The following is a 20858-nucleotide window of genomic DNA, read 5'->3' as shown; positions in this document are numbered from 1 at the left end:
TGATCGTCCGGCCGAGTTCGTGCGTTAGCGTTGCGGCGCACCCGTCGATGAGCGAGCGGCCGGTGACCGATGCTCAGTGGCCGTGTGCGGCGACGATTTCCACGGACAAGTGGCGCCACGGTGACGTCAACTGCGTCAGCTCACGGACTGTCGGCTCAACCATCTCGAGCAGATCGCGGTCCGGGTGGAAGTGAACGGTGGTCCCGGTCGTGCCATTCGGGGTAACGGGGAGCAGATCGGTGACGGGGACGCCATATTCGTAGCGCTGAGTCCAAGCTCCGTGCTGCCGCCGATTGGTATGGACGAGCCATCGGCTCAGTGCCGCGACAACGGACATGCCACGGCGAGGATGACCGTCGGGCAGATCCTGCGCATCGGGAGAATCGAAGAATCGCAGGTCTTTCGACGCCATGATCGGCTTCTTGACGTGGCGGCCTTGTTCGTCGGTGCGCGTGTCGGTGCCTCGCCCATTGTCCGATACCGACACCGAGCCGTCGGCGTGGAGGGTCACGACGCATCGCGCCCCCTCGGTGCACTCGGCTTCGTCCGCCGCATAGGCGACGACTTCGAGGATGAGGTGCCGCACACCGCCGGGGGCCATCGTTTCCGGCTCCCGCCGGATACTTTCCAGGTGGGCAGAGTCTACGGTGCTCGCCCAGTCGTGCGTCGTATTCACCCACCGGCCCCTTGCGGCATCCATCGCAGAAGTATCCCACTCGGTCCGACCGGCTGGTCACCTTCCTGAAACTCGCCGCCGAAAACACATCGCACTTCAACGCGCCGGGCCAGGCCATCGACCGTTGGGCCACCGACCACACCGCGGCCATCACGGCCGCGCTGGGCGCTGGCCTCACCAAGAACGAGGTGGGCTTGCAGCTGGCTCTTGCGCGCGAGGCCTTCGCCCAGCACTTCCTGACCGACGCGTTCTCCGGCGGGCATATCCGCACGCCGCGTCCGGACATCATCGGCTGGTACCGAACCAATTTCGGCCCACCGGTGGTCGATTTCTTCATCAGCCGGATGTCCGAGAGGCTGATCGAGGGATTGGTTGATCAGATAGGCCCGCAGACAAATTGGCCGGATTTCGTGGTGCGGCGGAAAGTTCGCGCTGCCGTCGGCGCGCGACTGGCCACGGCGATCGCGCAGATCGATGGTGGCCGAGCCAAGCTGAACGACTACTTCGCGCTCGCGGTAGCCGGTGTGGTCAGCGGAGCGATGCACGACCTGGAAGGCGGCCGCGCGTCGAGGGATACGACATCCACCCGCGCCCGCTGGTCGAGGCGATCGCCGGGGGCTTGCTGAGAGATCCGTCCGGATTCTTGGAAGAGGCATTCGGCAGGCCGATGAGTCCGTGACTCCGTTCCACCCTGGCCGGGCAGCTGGTCGGCGGGGCTGGCGGTGCACCGGACAGTTGGGTAAAGTGATCGTTGTACTTTTGGGGCGGCTCGGCTGCTGATGCGGCGGCGGCGCAAAAGCAGGAGGAATGCCGATGTTCGTCGCCGAAGGACCGATCGCACAACGAGGGCCGATCGGCGTGACAGCATGTTCGGGCAGTTCGGCGAACCGATCATGACGAGTCTGGACGTGGCCGTGGTTCGTCAATTGCGGCCGGAGAAACGGGCTTCCATCTTGCGGGGCGCCCGCGCGGTGTTCTGTCGCGACGGTTATACCCGCGCCTCCATTGATGCCATCGCCCGCGAATCCGCGGTGTCGACCCGCACGATCTACAAGCACTTCACAGATAAGAAGCAGCTGTTCACCGCGGTGATCATCGAAAGCGCGGGGCGTGCGCGGGCCAGTCGATGTGCTGCGATCGAACACCATTTGAGCAATGTCGTGGATCTCGAGGCCGCTCTCATTGCCCTGGGCCGCACCTTCGTCGTCGGCGGCGACGAGGACCACTTCGCCCTTGTCCGCCAGATCCGTGCCGAAGCAGACCATATTCCGGGCGCGATACTCGATGCATGGCTCGACACCGGCCCACGGATGGTTCATGCCGCTCTGGCCCGGAGGTTTTCGGATCTCGCCGTGCGAGGATTGCTCGACCTCGAAGACCCCGAAAGCGCAGCCGCTCACTTCGTCCTCCTCGCCGCCGGTGAGGCCAACAATCGGACTTTCTGGGGCGCTATCGACGCCGAGCCCGGCGCCGTCGACGCCAGTGTGACATCCGGCGTCCGTGCCTTCCTCCGTGCCTATCGAGCCGGTCGCGCGAGCTGAACCGGCCCATAAGGCGCCGAGGACGGGATGCCCTCACCGTGTGGCGCCGAAGTCCCTGCCACCTCGATCGAGCCGATCGTCGACGTCGCCGACGGTACGAAAGGAACCGATCATGTCCCCTGTCGAACTGGCCTCCGCCAGAGTGCTGCTCACCGGCGCTACCGGTGGTCTCGGGCACGCGGTGGCGCGTGAACTCGCCTCCTGTGGTGCCGAACTCGTGCTTACCGGCCGTCGCCCCGACGCTCTGTGCGCGCTCGCCGCCGAACTGGACGCAGCCGTAATTCCCGCCGATCTGTCGAACCTCGAGGACCTGTCGCGCCTGCTCGCCCAGGCCGGACCAGTGGATGTTCTCATCGCCAACGCCGGTCTACCGGCAGGCGGGCATATTCTCGATTTCTCCGACGCTGATCTCGACCGTGTCCTCGATGTCAATCTGCGGGCGCCGATGTTGCTCGCCCGCAATCTGGCCGCGCAGATGAGTACGCGGCGAGCGGGTCACATCGTATTCATGGGGTCGGTCGCCGGCCTGCTGCCCGCACCGCGGGTCAGCTTGTACAACGCGACCAAATTCGGCCTGCGCGGCTTCGCGCTGGCCCTGCGGCACGATCTTCGCGACGCCGAGATCGGCGTATCCATCGTCGAACCCGGGTTCGTCCGTGACGCCGGAATGTTCGCCGACAGCGGCAGCCGAGTCCCACCGGGAATGCGCACGGCCACACCACAGCAAGTTTCCCACGCTGTCATCCGAGCAATTCGCGATAACGTCGATGAAATCGTCGTCGCCCCCATCGAAACACGCCTACTGGCCACGATCGGATGCATCGCCCCGGCGCTCGTCGCACCGATACACCGCCTCATCGATTCCGAACGCCTAGGCACCGAACTCGGCAGCCGATTTCACCACGAGGCCTGAACTTCTACCACCTTGTGATGACTTGTGAGAGGAGGCGGCCGTGAGGCATCGCCAAGTCGTTGTAGTCGGCGCGGGCCCGGTCGGGCTGTGGTTGGCCGCGGAATTGCGCTTGGGCGGCGTCGAAGTGCTGGTGTTAGAGGCACGTACCGAGCCGGACCCGAATTCCAAAGCGCTGGCCATCCATCCGCGCACCCTCGAGATGCTGGCGTCTCGAGCCCTCGTGCACCGTTTTCTCGCTGAAGGGAGCCGGATCCCGAGCGGACACTTCGCCGCGCTGGATACTCGGCTGGATTTCCGGCTGCTGGATACTTCGTACCCATTCACGCTGTCACTGCCGCAGATACGGACCGAACAACTTTTGGAAGCACACGCTCGTGCGGCCGGAGCCGATATCAGGCGCGGGCAGCGCGTAGCCGGATTGACCGTACGGGGCGAGTCGATCACGGTGCACGTCGATGAGGGGGCCGACATCGAGGCCGAATGGGTCGTGGGGTGTGACGGGGTCCGCAGCACGGTCCGGCAGGCCGCGGGCATCGCCTATCCGGGCGACGAGTCGACCATGCTGGGTTGGCTCGGCGACGTCGAACTCGCCGACCCACCGCCCCAGCCCGTCCTCACCGAATGGACCGAGTCGGGCCTGCTCATGAGTGTGCGACTACCCGGTGGCTCATACCGCCTGATCGGTATCACTCCCCAGGATCTGCGGACCGACTGGCCCGGTGCCCTCACACTTGACGAACTGCGGGCGAAGACCATCGCAATCGCCGGGACGGACTGGGTAATGCACTCGCCGAAGTGGTTGTCGCGCTTCGGCAATGCCACCCGGCAAGCCGAACGCTACCGAACCGGCAGGGTATTGCTCGCCGGTGACGCGGCACACCAGCACATGCCGGCCGGTGGGGTCGGAATGAATCTCGGCCTCGCGGACGCGATGAACCTCGGCTGGAAGCTTGCCGCCACCGTGTCAGGGCGAGCACCCGAAGGTCTGCTCGATACCTACCACACCGAGCGACATCCCGTCGGTTCTCGAGCGCTGCGCAGCACACAAGCCCAGGCAGCACTGATGACCGCCTTCTCACCGGACGGCAGGCAGTTACGCGCACTCTTGTCCGCGATGATCACCGACCGACCCGAATTCGCTCGCACGCTCGGCGAACAAATATCCGGGCTGTCGGTGACCTACCCGGCCGCACCCGGCACGCACCACCTCACCGGCCACCACGCCCCCGACCTGCCGCTGACCGACGGTCGCACGCTCTTCACAACCCTCACCGACGCACGTCACGTACTGCTCGATCTAACCGGCGCCCTGAAGCCGGCCGCGAATCTGCCGCTCGCGCGAACAGTCCCGATCCAGGACCGGCCGGAGTGGGCAGGAGCGACAGCCGCTCTCGTCCGACCGGACGGATACCTGGACTGGGTCGGCTGCCACAACACCGGCCTCGCGACCGCCCTGTCCACCGCAGGTCTCGCCTAGTACTGCAACAGATCAGCGCTTCTTTCTCGTTCGTGTCATGTGTGGGCGCCACCGCGAAGCCAGTCGGACCACGGGATGCTCCAATCCCCGTTCTGCCAGATATCGAGGGTGTCGCCGCCGGTGTTGCGGACTTCGACCACGTCGCCCGGGATGACGAAGTCGTAGAACCATGCGGCATCGGCCGGGGAGATGTTCAGGCAGCCGTGTGAGACGTTGGTGTTGCCTTGGGCCCACATGCTCGCGGCCAATGCGTGCACGAAAATTCCGTCGTGGCTGATGCGGACCGCATGGTTGATGCTCGTGCGGTAGCCGAGCGCGGAGTTGGTGGGCAGGCCGTAGCTGGCGGAGTCCATGATCACCGGGTTGTTTCGGTCCAGCACGGTGTAGATGCCCGGCCGAGTCCAGAACGACATGACTGTGCCGCCGACGACCGCGGTGCCGCCCATGCCCATCGATGTCGGCATGCTGCGCACCAGGTCTCCGTTGTCGAAGACCTCGATCTGTTTGGTGTCGTCGTCGGCGATCGCGACGTGCGCGGGCCCGATGATCACCGAAACCCGTTGGTCACGCAGGCCGTAGCGGCCGTCGCCGAGCGCGCGGCCGAAGAGTTCGGCCGCGACCGTGATCCTGGTTCCCGGTGCGTGATAGTGCTCCGGCCGCCAGTGTGCGTTCTGTTCGTCGAGCCAGTACCAGCCACCGGTGACGGCAGGCTGGGTGGTGACCTTCAGGTGGCGTTCCACAGCCGCTCGATCGACTGGTTCATCGAAATGGGCGACGAGCACGAAACCCACCCCGTAAGTGTCGTTTTCGGCCAGCTCGACGAGATTGGCGGAGCGTAGGGAGACGTCGATGAGCTGTTGCGGTGCCACTGTGGTGCAGGTTGTCGTCGCGGTGACCTCGCCGGTTTCGCCGTGAGCGACGGCTTTCGCGGTGTAGGTGTGTCCGTAGCCGAGTGGTTCGGTGCTGGTCCAGGATCGATGATCGGGTGCCGATGCGCCCGGCAGGGATCTGCCGGTTTCATCGATCCATTCGACCGACCGCAGCGTCCCGTCGGTGACGGTGATCGTGCCGGGGCTGCGCGCTTCGACTTCGTGGGTGCCGGGTGGGGGATCGAATCGGATTGTGGCGGGTTCGGGTGGCGGCGCGAGTTCTCGCGACCATCCCCATCCGGCCAGGGCGAGACCGCCCGCACCGGCGAAGCCGATCAGCAGCCGACGACGTCCCAATGCCACCGTCCATCTCCCTTCTCCGGGTGCTGGGCCGACCTCCGTCCGTCAGCATGCGGCAACTACGCCCCGGCCGAGACACTGACGACCAGCATCTCCACCGATCCGCCGCACAACCGATACCGTTCCTCCATCGATCCGGGTGCCCCTGAGACGGTCGCCGGTGATCTGCAAAAACCCGCACAGTCACACGGTCCAGTGGCGCAACGGTCAACCGAACACCCGCTCAGGGTCGCGCGACGGTAACCATCCTCCAGATCGCCGACCCTGACGAGCTGCTACGGCGCCGACTTCCGCCACGAACGCCTAGCCAACAACCCGACCATCGCTTGTCGACATACTCCCCCTAGTACGACGTGATGATTTGAGAAGCGTCGGCGAGGTCGAAAACCGGGAATCGACCGCGATATCCACCCGCATTCCCTCCGGCGCGGCCCCGGTCAAGTCGGTGAAGACACCGACGACCTGGGGACGCACGTCGGAATCGGTCACGCTGTCCGGATCACCCAGGCCCGACACCGCCGTCCGGCCTGCCGACACCTCGATCGCCACCGTGCCGGACTGCCCGCGGACCGACTCCAGGGGCGCGGACCAGAGCAGTGTGCTGCGGGAGACCACGTCGACCCGCCCAGGCTGATCGGCGGTGTCCGGAACGACTTTGACGACGAATCCGTACCGCTCCATATCCGCCGACTGTCGCGGCACCGTCGAGACGGCGACACCCCCGGTGGCGGCCAGAGTGGTCAACGCAGCGTAGGGAACCTGCGCGGACAGCCGAGTGGGCGCGTAGGACACCAGCGGCGCCGCCACACTGTTCACCACGCCCGCTTCGGGCCAGGCAATGGTTGCGGCGTCCATCCGGACCGGGAGGAACGGCACGGCCACGGCGAGCAGCGCGCCGATCAGTCCGGTGACCACCGAGATCAGACGGGCCCGGTCCCTACGATTCGCGCGCTTGCCGGTATCGACATCCCCGAGGGACGGCTGCCCCGCCCACACCACTGTGTCAGCCACGGAGCTCGATCGTAGCCGAATGGCCGGGTGCGCGAAACGATCTGACGGAGCTCCGGTGCGCACGGGAATCGCGCTTCACCGAGCTTGCTGGGGGAACTACGCCCAGATCCGGGAGAGTGCCGAGCGGGAGTAGGTCTGCTGCGGCGTGACCGTGATCAGGTCGCAGACCTCCACGAGTTCGCCGGGCACCGTATTGCCGAAGTGATCCAGACCCGGGGCGATGACCGCGTCGACACCGAAATTCCGGGCGGCGTCGATCAGGCGATCCACCGGCGCGTCGGTGCCGGCGCCGAAGGTGACGGTTTTGCACAACTCATAGCCCAGGCGTTTCGCCAAGCTCCGCATCTGCGCTTCGTCCCAGTCCTGGGACACACCTGAGATGTCCTTGCGGAGGTATCCCAGCGCGGGTGGTTTGGCCCTCATCGGTAGCTCCCTTGCCGCGATCGTCGCTGAAGTGGTCGAGTGCCTGCCCGCCTCCAGCTGCCACGGTGTCGACGCGGCGGGCCGAGGCTCACAAAGTATTGACATCATATGTTGTCAACAGCAGTCGATGTCAACATATGCGGCGATCCACGCACCACGACTCCCCGCCCGACGATCAGGCCAAGGGTACCGCCGTACACCCAGCGCTGCCGGGTCGTCGACATTCACGAGATCCACTGGATTGCAGCAACATTTGATGCATCTCCTCTCCCGTCGGTGTAGCTGGAGCGTTACTTCCAGCGGTTGGATGGAAGCGTCTCCACCGTCGGAGCTCGGCGACCTCGCTCGAGACGTAGCATCGCGTTCATTCCGAACCTGCGGCCGCGACATCTCGCCCGAAATCCCCGAGCATACGAATACGATCTGGCAGAGGCGGTCTACGCCGCCCTGATGCCATGCGGCTCGAGGGACCGCATTTCCCTCAGCGTCGCGCTATTCCAGAATGCCGGTCTGCCCGCCCGCTCCGGGCGCTCGAGTCGTCGGCCGGCGGGCCAAGAGCGCCCCGAGCGCGATCATGGCCGCACCGAGGGCGAAGTGCAGCCAATTGTCGGCCGTGTCGAGCGGCACGAAATTGGCGTCGCTGTGCGGATCCACGATCAGCCCGTACAGCCACAGGACGAGATAGATCACGCCGCCGCCGAGCAGGTACGCCCGTGCCGCCGCGGCGGTCCGAGCGGCCAGCACACCGGCGATGCCGAAAGCCAGGTGCACCACATTGTGCAGGACGGATACGTTGAACAGACCCAGCAGTTGGGCTCGGGAGTGGTGTCCCGCCCACTCCAGCTCGCTGTAATCGGTGGTGATCCCGGGAATGAACCCGAGGATCCCGACAAGGAGGAAGACCGCCCCTACCGCCATGGCGGCAACTTGGAGCGGGGATCGCCGATCTTTTACCGCACCTGGTGTAGAAGTAGACATCGCCGCCCCAGCCCTTTCCGGTGTTACGTGGTGACCTCGGTCCCCACGTGCTACCCCGGCCGGGAGTGGGCAAACAGGCAGCTGAGCGCCTCCGCGCACGCCGCCCGGGACCTGGCGAACGCGGGCGCCGGCAGGATCGAGCGAGTCGCCCGGTCCGGCATCAGGCGGTGGCGCGTCCGTGATCTCGGTCTCCTCCGGCGACTGCGCCGGAAGCCGTCGCACGGGAAGAATCTGCGTTCGGGCTGGTGCGCGGACCGTGTCGAGATCGGTGGCGAGCTTCGTCCGCCGCACCGGAGGGTGAGCGCCGCGCCGCCGACTCGCGCGCGCCACCAACCCGGGGAATACTGTGCGCGACTCGAAAACAACTGTCCGCCTTGGTAAGCCAACGCAGTCTGTCAGCCGGATGGGGGATGCCAGGGAGGCAATGGCGGTGTTGGTTTGGTGCGTTGTGGCGATGATCGTGGTCGTCTTGTTGGGCGGCGCGGCGGTGGCGATGGCGTGGGATCCGCGCGGCCGTCGCCGCTCGGCTGTCGCGGCGTCGATCCCGGTGCCGGGAGCCGTGGAGTCCGGGGTGCCGAACCCCGGCGATTGGCCGCGCACACGCTGAGCGGCGAGTGGTGCCGATCCGGGGGCACCGGATCAGCACCACCCAGAACGGTTCCGGCCGGGACGGATCCCAGCGGCGTCGGTGATCGACGCCCTGCTCGGATCACGACCCGGCCGGTTTCGCCTACTGCGACAGGCGTTCGGCGTCAGCTGACCGAAACGCTGCCGCCCTTGGGCAGGTAGCCGATCCTTTCGGCGGGCAGCTCACCGATCACGGAGCCGGTGCAGTCCCGCCCGGAGTGCAGCGTGATGGCACGGTCGGTGCTGTTGACGACGGTGATCTGGAAGGTGGAGTAGAAGGTGCCGTCGGTGTTCAGGCAACCCACCGGATCCACCCGCTGTTCCCCGTTGATCGTCACGATGCCGACCGCGGCCTGCGCCGTTCCCGCCGACAGCAGGGCCGCGGCCCCTGCCAGGGCCAGCGCACCGACAAACCCAGCAGTACGAATCATTCGTGCCTCCAGTTCTTTTCGATGTCGGCCAACCCCGAAGCCGACGTCTGTGAAAATGCGCCTGTGATTCTGTCACGAGTTCCAACGAGACGGAACCGTGGTGGTCAGGCGCCCGGAGACACCGCATCGCGCGAGCCGGCGCCGTGGCGCACGGTCGCGCGGATTCGTGATCAGGCGACAGCGGGTGCGGTGCGCACCACCTTCGCATCGTGGCGAACCCCGAACGCCACGATGACTTCCATGATGCCGATGATGATCAGCCACACCCCCGCCAGCACGGCCAGTGTGGCCACCGACCGCACCGGCCAGACGATCAGCACAACGCCCGCGACGGCGGTCACGAGGCCGAAGAACACCTGCCACCAGCGCCCCGGCGTCCCCGGCTCGGAGAGCGCGGCCACCAGCAGCGCGACCCCGCGGAACAGCCAGCCGATCCCGATCCACAGACCCAGCAGCAGGATCGAGGCCAGTTCGTCGCGGAAGCAGAAGACGCCGATCACGATGGACAGCAGACCGATGACGAACGACAGCACCCGCAGTCCGGTGCTCGCCGGCGCGCCGAAGGCTGCCATCAGCTGGAGGAAGCCGGTGACCACCAGGTAGACGCCGAAGATGATGCCCGCGGCCTGCAGGGTGATGTCCGGCCAGGCCAGGATCAGGACGCCGAGAATCACCGCAAGGATGCCGGTGACCAGGATGGTTTGCCACGCCCTGCGGGCAAGAGACTGCATAGGGCCCTCTACCACGCTGTTTGTCGTCATGCATTGATGCTATAGCCCGTCGGTACGTGTTTACTGCGCATTTGCCAGCAGGCTGCTGGCGCGCTTGCCCAGCCGGTACCGCAGCGTTGCCCGGCGTTCACGTTTCGCCGCCGGAGCGGTCGGGTAGTTATTCCTAAGTGACTCTTCGTTGGCGCCCCTGGGGTGAACGGGTGGGTCGGGTTCGGTGAGACTCGGGTGGCTAGGAGAAGAGGGTGGCGGTTCTGCTCGTGTTGCAGGCGCGTGGGCTGGGTGATCTACTCACCGCGGTCCCGGCTTTACGTGCGCTGCGCCGGGCCAAACCGCGCGACCGCCTCGTCCTGGCGGCCCCGCAGCGGCTCAAGCCGATCGTCGATCTGATCGCGTCGGTCGACGCCCTGGTGCCGACCGCCGAGCCCAGTAGCCTCCGCTGGGACGCGCCTCCACCCGAATTGGCGGTCAACCTGCACGGCGCGAGCGCCGAAAGCATCGTCACACTGGCCAAAATCGAACCCGGCCGCATCCTCACCTTTCGCAACGCCGCCTTCCCCGAGCTGTCCGGCCCCGAGTGGGATCCCGATATGCACGAGGTGGACCGCTGGTGTCACCTGCTGGAATACGACGGCATCGGGGCGGATCGCCGCAACCTCGGACTGGTGCCGCCGGTCTCGACGACCAGCAGGCGCGACTGCGTGGTCGTGCATGTCGGCGCGGGCGCACCGGCCCGCCGCTGGCCGCCGGACCGTTTCGCCGCCGTCGTCCGGCACCTGCTGGTACTCGGCCGCGAAGTGGTCCTCACCGGCGACGAGAACGAACGCGAACTCGCGCTGGGCATCGCCGCACGCGCGGGTCTACCCGTGGGCCGGGTGCTCGCCGGGGAGCAGAACCTCATCGATCTGGCCGCCACCGTCGCCGAGGCCGCCCTGGTGATCTGCGGGGACACCGGCGTCGCACACCTGGCCACCGCCTTCGGCACCCGCACCGTCCTACTGTTCGGTCCCACGCCGCCACGGTGGGCCGGTCCGCCTTCGCACCTCCTGAACCGGCACGCCGTGCTGTGGGCCGGCCAGGTCGGCGACCCGGACGCCGATACCCCCGACCCCGGCCTGTTGCAGATCGGCGTCACCGAGGTGATCACTGCCGTCGACAAACAGCTGAGCAAGCGCAACTGGCCCGGCACGGGCGCCGACCGACGCAAGACGGCGTATCGGCGCGTCGGCTGACGCCCCATACCGTCATCCCGACGCCACCCAGGGATGACGGTCACGCGGGCGCTGTCCACCGAGTCACGCGGTCGCCGTCGCGGCGGTTCGCAGCGCCGCGGAATACGCGGCGATCGCACTCGGCCAGAACTGGTCGAGATAGTCGCGGGCGTCTGCGAGGCCGCGCGGGTCCAAGGAGTACAGCCTGCGGTTGCCTTCCGGGTGCATCATGACCAGCCGCGCCTCGCGCAGCACCCGCAGATGCTGGGAGACCGCCGAGCTGCTCACGCCGACTTCTCCGGCGAGTTCGCCGACCGAGCGCGCGGCCTGCGGCAAGGCCTCGAAGATCGCGCGGCGAGTCGGGTCCGCCAGCGCTGTCAGAGCACGAACTCCATTAGTCGCCACTCACACAGTGTGATCAACTGACGTTTCGCTGGTCAACTGCTGGGTAATACGACATAGCCCCAGTTCGCACACGGAAAAGCGGCCGGACCGTTACCTCCCCGTGACCGACGAGCTGGGCATTTATCTACCCGTGACGGTAGCCACAGGATTGCAGAACGGGCGCGCCGCTGTCGTACGTTCGGTTCATGCCCGTGACCTTTCCGTTACAGATCCGTCGCGGCGTGACTCGGTTCCGCCGCCATCGCGCCGCCCCCCGTGTGGTCGCCGCCGCCGCGGTCGTCACCGCGTCGGTCGGCATCCTCGCCGCCGCCCAACAGGACCCGAACGCCGATGCTTCGGCCCGCCTCGTCGCGGGCAGGATCGCCTCCGGCGAGATCCGCCCCGCCCAGGACATGGCCCAGTTCGCCACCTTCACCCAGCACGAGACGCAACCTCCGCAGGTCGCCCCCGAGCCCGCGCCGTGGGACCCGACCCACGTCGCGCAGGAATTCACCCGCCCGAAGACCGTTCGGCCCGTCGCCGGCGTGCTCACCTCGAACTTCGGCGCGCGCTGGGGCGCGATGCACGCGGGACTCGACTTCGGCGACCCGCTCGGCGCACCGATCGCCACGGTCACCGACGGCGTGGTGATCGAGGCCGGTCCCGCCTCCGGCTTCGGCCTGTGGGTGCGTGTGCAGCAGGACGACGGCACCGTCGGCGTCTACGGCCACGTCAACGACATCCTCGTCGAGGTCGGCCAGCCGGTCCGCGCGGGCGACGTCATCGCGACCGTCGGCAACCGTGGCTACTCCACCGGTCCGCACCTGCACTACGAAGTCCATCTGCCCGGCGGCGAACCGATCGACCCGCGGCCCTGGCTGGCCGAGCGCGGCATCGACGTGGGATTCGCTCCGGAAGACTGATCCCGATCGCGAGACATGAGGGGCTCGCGAAAAGACTCGGCGACAGAGCCGTCGCCTGCCATGGGCCGCGAACGCAACGACGCGTTCGCGGCCCGAACACTTTCGGGGCCGCACGCGCACGCACTGCCGCAGGAGCAGATCCGAACCTCGGCGACCGGTGACGGCTCTGCGGTATCGGCCGGATTTCCGCCCGATACCGTGGTACTAGACGCGAATAGCGCTGCGGCGGGACGACCGCCGAGGGCGGCGATTCCTACGTTCGGTCCATGTCCACAACACATTTCGTCGCCACACCGCAGGACGGGCCGTCGGCGCCGCGGCCGCGCGGGCGCACGAAGCCCGCGACGCGTGGGCGCCTGCATCGGCCGCTGCTGGGAACCGTCGCCGCGATGGGAGCGCTCGTCGTCTTCGCGCTCGCGGCGATGCTGGTCGACGACCGCATGCTGCTCGGCGAATCGGTATGGCTCAAGCCGATGAAGTTCGGCCTGGCGTTCTTCCTCTACAGCCTCACCCTGGCCTGGCTGCTGTCGTTGCCGCACAAGGGAAGCCGAATCACCTGGTGGCTGGGCACGGTGTTCGCCGTCACCGGCTTCGTCGACGTCGGCTTCATCGTGTTGCAGGCCGCACGCGGCACGTTCAGCCACTTCAACACCGAGGACGATCCGGTGAACTCGATCGGGCAGCTGGTCTTCGCCTCCGGCGTGCCCGGCCTGTTCCTCGCCAACCTGCTCATCGTGTCGATCCTCGCCTGGCAGCGGTTGGTGGACCGGCCGACGGCACGGGCGATTCATGCCGGTCTGGCGCTGTCCGTCGTGGGAATGGCGCTGGGTTACCTGATGGGCTTCACCGGCAAGCAGCTCGTCCGCGACAGCGACGGGCGGATCGTCGAGCTGGCCGCCGGCCACACGGTCGTGCCCGACGCGAGCGATCTCGCGCCACGCGACGCCATGGGCGGCATGCCGCTCACCCACTGGAGCACCGTCGGCGGTGACCTGCGCGTTCCGCACTTCGTCGGCCTGCACGGCATCCAGGTGCTGCTGCTGGTGGCCGTCCTGCTGGCCTGGCTGGCTCCGCGCTACCGCTGGCTGCGCCCGGAGCGCACCCGCGCGGCAGTAGTCGGCGTGCTCGCGACCGGGTATGCCGGTCTACTGGCGCTCGTCTTCTGGCAGGCGATGCGCGCACAGTCGCTGGTCCACCCGGACACGGCCACCTGGCTCGCGGCCTGCGGGCTCGCCGCGACCGTCGCGGCGCTGCTCGGCGCGGTGTATCTGCGGCACCGGGCAGCCGGCGTCGCGCACGATGGCGCGGCGGCGGAGCCGGTCAGCGCAGACGTTCCGCGTCGCGGGTGAGCTCGACCAGGGTCTTGCCCAGCGCCGCCAGCTCCTCGGGCGTGGCCCCCTCCTCGATGGCGATGGCGACGTCCTCGGCGGCGCAGCGGGCGGCGAACCAGCGATCGGCCAGGTCGGCGGCCTCCTGGGCGCTGAGCACCACCGCGTCGTCGGGAATCCCGGTTCCCTTCACACTGTTGCGGTGTTCGTAGGCGCGTTGACGACAGGACTGACGGCAGTACCGGCGACGACGGCCGGCCTCCGATTCCACGATCTCCCGCCCACACCACTGGCAGGACAAGCGGCGCGACATGACGCAGAACACTAATAGCTCGCCGTCCGCGCTCCGTTCAGCGACCCCGGCGAAACGTCCCGCGCCGGGCGTGGCGACCCCGGCGCGCCGAGGGCACTACAATGGAACGGTTCGCTGCGGCCGCGTCGGGAACTATCGGCGCAGGCCCGATCGTTGTACATCAAGGTCCACCGAGCGCCCCGCGCACTCGTGCGGACACCGTGGCAGCGCACGAAGACTCGAGCACACAGGGAGAGGCACACCATGGCAGATCGCGTACTCCGAGGCAGCCGGCTCGGAGCGGTGAGCTACGAGACCGATCGCGACCACGACCTGGCTCCGCGTCGGATCGCCCGCTACCGGACCGACAACGGCGAAGAATTCGACGTTCCGTTCGCCGACGACGCCGAGATCCCGCCGACCTGGCTGTGCCGCAACGGCCAGGAGGGCGTGCTGATCGAGGGCACCACCCAGGAGGCCAAGAAGGTCAAGCCGCCGCGCACGCACTGGGACATGCTGCTGGAGCGCCGCAGCAAGGAGGAGCTCGAGGAGCTGCTCAAGGAGCGCCTCGAATTGCTCAAGACCCGCCGCCGCGCCTGACGGTCCGCGTACACCGGCACGGCCGCCGCATCATTCGATGCGGCGGCCGTTCGCTGTTCGTGCCACGCACGCCGGTCAGTGGCTGGCCACCTTGCGGTAGCGCAGCAACGCCAGCGGCACGGCCAGCACGAGAATCGCCGCCGAGCAGGCCACCGCGTATTCGACGCAGTGATCGGCCGCCCAGCCGGTGGGCGGGACGAAACTGGGCGGCGAGTCGTTGTCGAACAGTTTGCGTCCCGCCGCCGACACCGCGGTGATCGGATTCCACTCGGCGATCGTGCGCAGCGGGCCGGGCAGGGTCTCGGCGGAGATGAACGCCGAGGAGATGAACGTCAGCGGGAACAGCCAGATCAGCCCGGCGCTCTGCGCCACCTCGACGGTCGGTGACAGCAAGCCGGTCAGCGCGCCGACCCAGGACATCGCGAACGCGAACAGCAGGATCACCCCGAACGCCAGCGCGGCGTCGGTGAGACTGCCGTGGATGCGCCAGCCGACGATGTAGCCGCACCCGACCATCACGGCCAGGCTGAGGATGTTCACCACCAGGTCCGACAACGTGCGGCCCATCAGCACGGCCAGCCGGGACATCGGCAGCGCCCGCATCCGGTCGATGATGCCCTTCTGCAGGTCCCCGGCGAGACCGACCGTGGTGAACGCGGCGTTGAACGCGACCGTCTGCGTGAAGATGCCCGCGAGCAGGAACTCCCGGTACTGGCCGCCGCCCAGCGAGGCGCCGAAGATGTAGGCGAACAGGAACACGAACATCAGCGGCTGGATCGTGGCGGTCACCAGCAGGGTGGGCACGCGCAGAATGGTCAGCAGATTGCGGTGCGCGACGATCGCGCTGTCCCGGAACAGCCGCAGCCGGGGGCCGGGATCCGGCTGTGCCGCAGCTGCTTTCGGCTTCCGCTCCGCCTTCGGGGCTGCCTCCCCGACCATGGCCGCGCTCACGACATGATCTCCTCTTGTACGTCGTCGGTCTCCGGTTCCGCGGCGGGCGCGCCGCCGGGCTTGCCGGTGAGGGAAAGGAATACGTCATCGAGGCTGGGCCGGTGCACGTTCGCGTCGACCACGCAGACGCCCGCGTCGTCGAGCCTGCGCAGGGCCTCCACCATGGTGCGCGACCCGTCGCCGACCACCACCGACACCTCGTCGGTGCCCGGCTCGTGCCCGGGCTCGCCCACGCCGACCTGCGTGAGCACCGCCAGCGCGGGCTCGGCGGCCTGCCCGGCGGCCAGGGTGACGGTGAGCCGGTCGCCGCCGATCGAGGTCTTCAGCTCGTCGGCCGAGCCGCGGGCGATGACCCGCCCGTGGTCGATGACCGTGATCCGGTCGGCCAGCAGGTCGGCCTCTTCCAGGTACTGCGTGGTCAGCAGCACTGTGGTGCCGTCGTCGACGAGGTCGCCGATCACCCGCCACATGTCCAGCCTGCCGCGCGGGTCCAAGCCGGTGGTCGGCTCGTCCAGCACCACCACGGGGGGCCGCGCGACCAGCGCACCCGCGAGGTCGAGCCGCCGGGCCATGCCGCCGGAGTAGGTGCCCGCCCTGCGGTGCGCGGCGTATTCGAGCCCGAGGGCGCCGAGCAGTTCATCGGCCCTGGCGGTGGCCTGACGCGGGGACATCCCGTACAGCCGGGCGACCATGCGCAGGTTCTCGTAGCCGGACAGGTTGGCGTCGACGGCGGCGTACTGGCCGGACAGGCCGATCCGTTTGCGCGCCGCCGCGGGATCGCGCAGCACGTCGATGCCCGCCACCCGCACCGACCCGGCGGACGGCTTCAGCAACGTGGTGACGATCCGCACGGTCGTCGTCTTCCCGGCGCCGTTGGGACCGAGCAGGCCCATCACGGTACCGGTGGGGATCGATAGGTCGACCTCGTCCAGCACGCGGGCCCGGCCGTAGTTCTTCACCAGGCCGGTGACCTCCACCGCCAAACTCACCTGCGCGTCTCCTTCGTCTCCAGCCACCTCCGCAGCACCGGCCCGATCACCGCCAGCGCTTCCGGCGTGGTCATCGCGGAGTGCGCGCAGCGCAGCTCGTGGTCGTGGACGGCGCCGGTGACGTAGGGCTGCCAGGCGTCGGCGCGCCGGTCCGGGTCGGCCCGGTTGATCGGGTCGTCGCCCGCGCTGAAGAACAGCAGGTCGCCGTCGAAGGCGCGGGGCCGGAAGCTGTGCGCGAGCACGGTGCCGTTGTCGTAGCCCGCGTAGAGCCGCTCCAGATGCTCCACGGTCAGCGCCGCGAACGGCCCGGACCGGGCGCGCAGCAACTCGGCCGCGTCCCGCAAGCTCATCTCCGGATCGATCTCCGCGTCGAGTTCGTCGCTGCCGAACTCACCGACGATCTCGGCGATGCTCGGGGTCGCGTGTTCGCGCAAGTCGTCGGACAGCCGGTAGCTGTCCATCATCGACAGCAGCGCGACCTCGTCGCCGTCCTCTTGCAGCTGTACCGCCATCTCCTGGGCGATCAGTCCACCGAGCGACCAGCCGAGCAAGTGGTAGGGCCCCTCCGGCTGGATCTGCTTGATCGCGGCCACGTAGCGGCTCGCGGCCTCATCGATCGACCCGTAGCCGTCCTCCCCTGCCACGTGCGGAGCCTGCAACCCGTACACCGGCCGGTCCGCCGGAAGGTGCGCGAGCAACCCCGAATAGCACCACGCCAGTCCGATCGCCGGATGCACACAGAACAGTGGCGCCTGACTGGTCGCGGTGCTCGGGCGGATCGGCAGCACCGGCGCCAGCATCGCCGCCACCGCGGCGTCGGAGGACGCGCCCGTTCCGTCCAGCCGCGCGGCGATGGCCGCGGGCGTCGCGTCGCCGAACATCAATTGCACCGGGAGGTCGATGCCGGTTGCGCGCACGTGCGCAACCACTTTCGTGGCCAGCAGCGAGTTGCCGCCGAGTTCGAAGAACCCGTCGTCCACGCCCACCGATTCCACGCCGAGCACCTCGGCGAAGGCGGCGCACAGCGCCTCCTCCGTAGGGGTGGACGGCGCGCGATAGCCCTCGCCCGCGCTGAACACCGGCTCCGGCAGTTTCGCCCGATCCAGCTTGCCCACAGGGTTCAGCGGTACGTCGTCGAGCAGCATGATCGACTGCGGCACCATGTAGTTCGGCACCAGCCCGGCCACGTGCCCGGTCAGCTCCGCCGCCGTGAGCGACACGCCGTCGCGCGGCTTCACGTACGACACCAACGCCGTCGCGCCCGCCGGGGTGCGATGCCCGATGGTGGTGGAGAACGCCACCGCGCCGTGGCGGGCGAGCGCGGCGTCGATCTCGCCGAGTTCGATACGGAAACCGCGGATCTTGACCTGATGGTCGGTGCGGCCGACGTACTGGATCTCCTGCGCACCGTCCGCCGAGGACCCGTGCTCCCGCGACCCGGCCCACCACCGCACCAGATCGCCGGTGCGGTACATCCGCTCCCCCGGCTTGCCGAACGGATTGGCGACGAACCGCTGAGCGGTGAGGCCGGGACGGTTCAGATAGCCGCGGGCCAGCGCGTCACCCGCGAGGTGCAACTCGCCGGTCACTCCGATCGGAGCCGGATGCAGTCGCGCGTCGAGGATCGCCGCGTTGACGCCGCGGATGGGTCCGCCGATGGTGATCGGCTCGCCCGGCGTCATCGGCTGCGAGATGACGGTCACGATCGTGGTCTCGGTCGGGCCGTAGACGTTGTACAGGTTGCGGCCGGGCGCCCATCTGGTCACCAGGTCCGGCGGCAGGGCCTCGCCGCCGACCAGCACGTGCTGCAACTCGGTGAGCCCGGTGGGGTCGACCGTGCCGAGAGCGGAGGTGGTGATGAACGCGTGGGTGATCCGCTCCCCGGCGAAGACCTGCCGCAGCTCGTCGCCGCCGACCACGCCGGTCGGCGTGATCACCAGAGTCGCCGCGCCGCCGAGGGACAGCAGCAGATCGAGCATCGCGGCGTCGAAGCTCGGCGTGGCGAAGTGCAGGACGCGGCAGCCCGGCTGGACGTCGAACCGGTAGGCGGTCTCGGCGGCGAAGTTCGACAAGCCGCCGTGAGTGACCATCACGCCCTTCGGTGTGCCGGTCGAGCCGGAGGTGTAGATCACGTAGGCCGGGTTGTCGATCCGCAACGGCGCGAGGCGCTCGGTGTCGGCGATCGGCGCGTCCGGCGCGTCCAGCACGAGCCTGCGGAACACCGGATCGTCGAGCACGATCCACTCCGCGCCCTCGGGCAGCTCGGCGCGGTAGCCCGCCAGCGTGATGCCGAGCGCCGCACCGGAATCCGACAGCATGTGCGCGATGCGCTGCTGCGGGTACAACGGGTCGACCGGGACGAACGCCGCACCGGCCTTGGCCACCGCCAGTACCGTCGCCACCGACTCGATCGACCGCGGAATGCCCAGCGCCACCAGCGTTTCCGGGCCCACGCCGCGCTCGATGAGCACGCGCGCCAGCCGGTTCGTCCAGCGATCCAGCGCGTCGTAGGTCACCTCCGTACCGTCGGAGACCAGGGCGACCGCGGCGCGATCGACACCGGCCGCTTGCTCGAACACCTCGGGGAAGGTGGTCGGCCGGTCCGGTTTCGCACCGCGCACCGGGGCCAGCCCCGACCATTCGGCGGGGTCGAGCAGTTCCAGGTCGCCCACGGCGGTGGTCGGGTTCGCGGCGATCGCGGCGAGCAGCCGGGCGAGGCGCTTGCCGAGCCGCTGCGCGGTCGGCTCGTCGAACAGATCCATCGCGTAGTTCACCGCGACGGTGATGCCCGCCGGATCGCGTTGCGCGGTCTGCGTTTCGGTCAGGGTGAACTGGAGATCGAACTTGGCGACACCCGTGTCGATGTCAGCGGCCTCGATGCGCAGCCCCGGCAGGTCCAGCCCGCGGACCGGCTCGTTGCGGACCGAGAGCATCACCTGGAACATCGGATGGTGCGCCTGGGACCTGGCCGGGTTGAGAACCTCCACCAGGCGCTCGAACGGCAGGTCCGCGTGGGCGAAGGCGTCGAGGTCGGTTTCGCGCACCGCGTGCAGCAGGTCGGTGAACCGGGCGCCCGGGTCGATCCGGGTCCGCAGCACCAGCGTGTTGACGAACATGCCGATCAGCCGGTCCAGCGCCGGGTGCCCACGGCCCGCGATCGGGGTGCCGACGGTGATGTCGTCGGTCGCGGTCATCCGGTGCAGCAGCACCGCCAGCGCGGCGTGCAGAACCATGAACAGGCTGACGTTGCTGCTGCCCGCGATCGCCTGCAGTTCACGGTGGGTGACCGGGTCCACCGCGCACTCCACGGTCCCGCCCCGGTAGGACGGAGTAGGCGGACGCGGCCGATCGGCCGGTACGGTCAGCAGCTCGGGCAGCCCGTCCAGGGTGTGCCGCCAATAGTCCAGCTGTTTGCGCACCGCGGCGTCCGGGTCGTCCTCGCTGCCGAGCACGTCCTGCTGCCACAGTGTGTAGTCGGCGTACTGCACCTCGAGCTCGGCCCACTCCGGCGCGCCGCCCGCGCAGGCTGCGCGGTAGGCGACGGCGACGTCGGTGGCCATCGGCTCCAGCGACCAGCCGTCCATCGCGATGTGGTGCACGACCACGATGAGAACGTGCTCGGTAGGCGCCACCGAGCCGCTCGCGGTCGACACCGACAGCAGCGCCGCACGGATCGGTACGGTGGCGGCCAGATCGAATCCCGGTGCGGCGAAACGCCGTACGGCGGCGTCGAGCTCGTCGGGCCGCACCGTCACCCGCGTCAGCGGGATCGCCGACTCGGACGGGTCGAGCACGACCTGGGCGGGTGCGCCGTCGGTCTCCGGGAACACCGTGCGCAGGGTTTCGTGCCTGGCTTGCACGGCGTGCAGCGCGTCGACCAGCGCGTCGACGTTCAGGCTGCCGGTCATGCGCAGTACGAGCGGGACATTGTAGGCGCCTGCCGACTGTCCCCCGGTCGACGTGCCGCCCGCGTTGAACCGGTTGAGGAACCACAGCCGCCGCTGCGCGGCCGACAGCGGGATACGCTCCGGGCGCTCCCGGCGCACCAGTGCGGGCCGGTCCACCTCGGCCTCGGTGCCCGCGTCCAGCAGCTCGGCGAGCCCGGCGACCGTGGGCGTGCCGAACACGGTGCGCACGGCGAGACGC

General features: G+C 68.5%; 21 protein-coding genes. 9 read left to right on the top strand and 12 right to left on the bottom strand.

Annotated features, from left to right (window positions below):
• Positions 1 to 73: 73 nt before the first annotated feature.
• On the bottom strand, positions 74 to 586 hold the full coding sequence (locus ON19_RS13890) for an ATP-binding protein (RefSeq protein WP_218006409.1): 513 nt from the start codon (positions 584 to 586) through the stop codon (positions 74 to 76).
• A 101-nt stretch (positions 587 to 687) separates the two neighbouring features.
• Here ON19_RS13890 and ON19_RS13885 point away from each other — a divergent pair, with 101 nt between their 5' ends.
• From ON19_RS13885 to ON19_RS13870, 4 genes are all read left to right on the top strand, one after another.
• Positions 688 to 1302 carry a hypothetical protein gene (locus tag ON19_RS13885; protein WP_157229697.1) on the top strand — a complete coding sequence of 205 codons (615 nt, stop codon included), beginning with the start codon at positions 688 to 690 and terminating at the stop codon, positions 1300 to 1302.
• A 240-nt stretch (positions 1303 to 1542) separates the two neighbouring features.
• On the top strand, positions 1543 to 2217 hold the full coding sequence (locus tag ON19_RS13880; protein WP_218006408.1) for a TetR/AcrR family transcriptional regulator: 675 nt from the start codon (positions 1543 to 1545) through the stop codon (positions 2215 to 2217).
• 112 nt (positions 2218 to 2329) lie between these two features.
• Positions 2330 to 3130, top strand: coding sequence for an SDR family NAD(P)-dependent oxidoreductase (locus tag ON19_RS13875; protein ID WP_043691252.1), 801 nt, complete (start codon positions 2330 to 2332; stop codon positions 3128 to 3130).
• 40 nt (positions 3131 to 3170) lie between these two features.
• A complete protein-coding gene (locus ON19_RS13870) occupies positions 3171 to 4607 on the top strand; it encodes an FAD-dependent monooxygenase (protein WP_043691250.1) in 1437 nt (478 codons plus the stop codon).
• 35 nt (positions 4608 to 4642) lie between these two features.
• Here the strand turns inward: ON19_RS13870 and ON19_RS13865 are convergent, their stop codons facing one another.
• From ON19_RS13865 to ON19_RS13850, 4 genes are all read right to left on the bottom strand, one after another.
• Positions 4643 to 5839 carry a L,D-transpeptidase gene (locus ON19_RS13865; RefSeq protein ID WP_086006640.1) on the bottom strand — a complete coding sequence of 399 codons (1197 nt, stop codon included), beginning with the start codon at positions 5837 to 5839 and terminating at the stop codon, positions 4643 to 4645.
• A 300-nt stretch (positions 5840 to 6139) separates the two neighbouring features.
• Positions 6140 to 6847, bottom strand: coding sequence for a hypothetical protein (locus tag ON19_RS13860; protein ID WP_227954717.1), 708 nt, complete (start codon positions 6845 to 6847; stop codon positions 6140 to 6142).
• A gap of 96 nt (positions 6848 to 6943) precedes the next feature.
• Positions 6944 to 7270 carry a hypothetical protein gene (locus ON19_RS13855; protein ID WP_043691246.1) on the bottom strand — a complete coding sequence of 109 codons (327 nt, stop codon included), beginning with the start codon at positions 7268 to 7270 and terminating at the stop codon, positions 6944 to 6946.
• A 492-nt stretch (positions 7271 to 7762) separates the two neighbouring features.
• Positions 7763 to 8188 carry a DUF4383 domain-containing protein gene (locus ON19_RS13850; protein WP_043691243.1) on the bottom strand — a complete coding sequence of 142 codons (426 nt, stop codon included), beginning with the start codon at positions 8186 to 8188 and terminating at the stop codon, positions 7763 to 7765.
• A gap of 484 nt (positions 8189 to 8672) precedes the next feature.
• Here ON19_RS13850 and ON19_RS13845 point away from each other — a divergent pair, with 484 nt between their 5' ends.
• A complete protein-coding gene (locus ON19_RS13845; RefSeq protein ID WP_043691241.1) occupies positions 8673 to 8855 on the top strand; it encodes a hypothetical protein in 183 nt (60 codons plus the stop codon).
• Positions 8856 to 9000: 145 nt separating this feature from the next.
• On the opposite strand, the gene ON19_RS13840 is transcribed toward ON19_RS13845, so the two are convergent.
• A complete protein-coding gene (locus ON19_RS13840) occupies positions 9001 to 9306 on the bottom strand; it encodes a hypothetical protein (RefSeq protein ID WP_043691239.1) in 306 nt (101 codons plus the stop codon).
• A gap of 170 nt (positions 9307 to 9476) precedes the next feature.
• Positions 9477 to 10067, bottom strand: coding sequence for an HdeD family acid-resistance protein (locus tag ON19_RS13835; protein ID WP_043691236.1), 591 nt, complete (start codon positions 10065 to 10067; stop codon positions 9477 to 9479).
• A 212-nt stretch (positions 10068 to 10279) separates the two neighbouring features.
• Here ON19_RS13835 and ON19_RS13830 point away from each other — a divergent pair, with 212 nt between their 5' ends.
• Positions 10280 to 11266, top strand: a complete 987-nt coding sequence (locus ON19_RS13830; protein ID WP_043691234.1) for a glycosyltransferase family 9 protein — start codon at positions 10280 to 10282, stop codon at positions 11264 to 11266.
• A 63-nt stretch (positions 11267 to 11329) separates the two neighbouring features.
• Here the strand turns inward: ON19_RS13830 and ON19_RS13825 are convergent, their stop codons facing one another.
• The gene (locus tag ON19_RS13825; protein WP_083899359.1) at positions 11330 to 11650 is read right to left on the bottom strand and encodes an ArsR/SmtB family transcription factor; all 321 of its coding nucleotides are present in this window, start codon (positions 11648 to 11650) and stop codon (positions 11330 to 11332) included.
• A gap of 185 nt (positions 11651 to 11835) precedes the next feature.
• On the opposite strand from ON19_RS13825, the gene ON19_RS13820 reads away from it, so the two are divergent.
• Positions 11836 to 12552 (top strand): M23 family metallopeptidase, encoded by a 717-nt coding sequence (locus tag ON19_RS13820; protein ID WP_083899358.1) that lies wholly within the window; start codon positions 11836 to 11838, stop codon positions 12550 to 12552.
• Positions 12553 to 12818: 266 nt separating this feature from the next.
• Positions 12819 to 13901, top strand: coding sequence for a hypothetical protein (locus tag ON19_RS13815; protein ID WP_063709429.1), 1083 nt, complete (start codon positions 12819 to 12821; stop codon positions 13899 to 13901).
• On the opposite strand, the gene ON19_RS13810 is transcribed toward ON19_RS13815, so the two are convergent.
• Entirely contained in the window at positions 13873 to 14193 is a 321-nt protein-coding gene (locus tag ON19_RS13810) for a hypothetical protein (RefSeq protein ID WP_043691232.1), read from the bottom strand. The genes ON19_RS13815 and ON19_RS13810 overlap by 29 nt on opposite strands.
• A gap of 243 nt (positions 14194 to 14436) precedes the next feature.
• On the opposite strand from ON19_RS13810, the gene ON19_RS13805 reads away from it, so the two are divergent.
• Positions 14437 to 14772 carry an RNA polymerase-binding protein RbpA gene (locus tag ON19_RS13805; RefSeq protein WP_043691230.1) on the top strand — a complete coding sequence of 112 codons (336 nt, stop codon included), beginning with the start codon at positions 14437 to 14439 and terminating at the stop codon, positions 14770 to 14772.
• Positions 14773 to 14847: 75 nt separating this feature from the next.
• On the opposite strand, the gene ON19_RS13800 is transcribed toward ON19_RS13805, so the two are convergent.
• From ON19_RS13800 to ON19_RS13790, 3 genes are all read right to left on the bottom strand, one after another.
• Entirely contained in the window at positions 14848 to 15630 is a 783-nt protein-coding gene (locus tag ON19_RS13800; RefSeq protein WP_043691492.1) for an ABC transporter permease, read from the bottom strand.
• An 89-nt stretch (positions 15631 to 15719) separates the two neighbouring features.
• Positions 15720 to 16712 (bottom strand): daunorubicin resistance protein DrrA family ABC transporter ATP-binding protein, encoded by a 993-nt coding sequence (locus ON19_RS13795; RefSeq protein WP_043691490.1) that lies wholly within the window; start codon positions 16710 to 16712, stop codon positions 15720 to 15722.
• A partial coding sequence (locus ON19_RS13790) for a non-ribosomal peptide synthetase (RefSeq protein WP_043691228.1) occupies positions 16709 to 20858 on the bottom strand: 4150 nt, incomplete at its 5' end. The genes ON19_RS13795 and ON19_RS13790, both read right to left, overlap by 4 nt.

Source organism: Nocardia abscessus NBRC 100374 (genome assembly GCF_000308455.1).
GTDB classification, from domain to species: domain Bacteria; phylum Actinomycetota; class Actinomycetes; order Mycobacteriales; family Mycobacteriaceae; genus Nocardia; species Nocardia abscessus.
The sequence above is the reverse complement of the archived record's forward strand: the minus strand, read 5'-3'. Positions and strand labels throughout refer to the sequence as shown.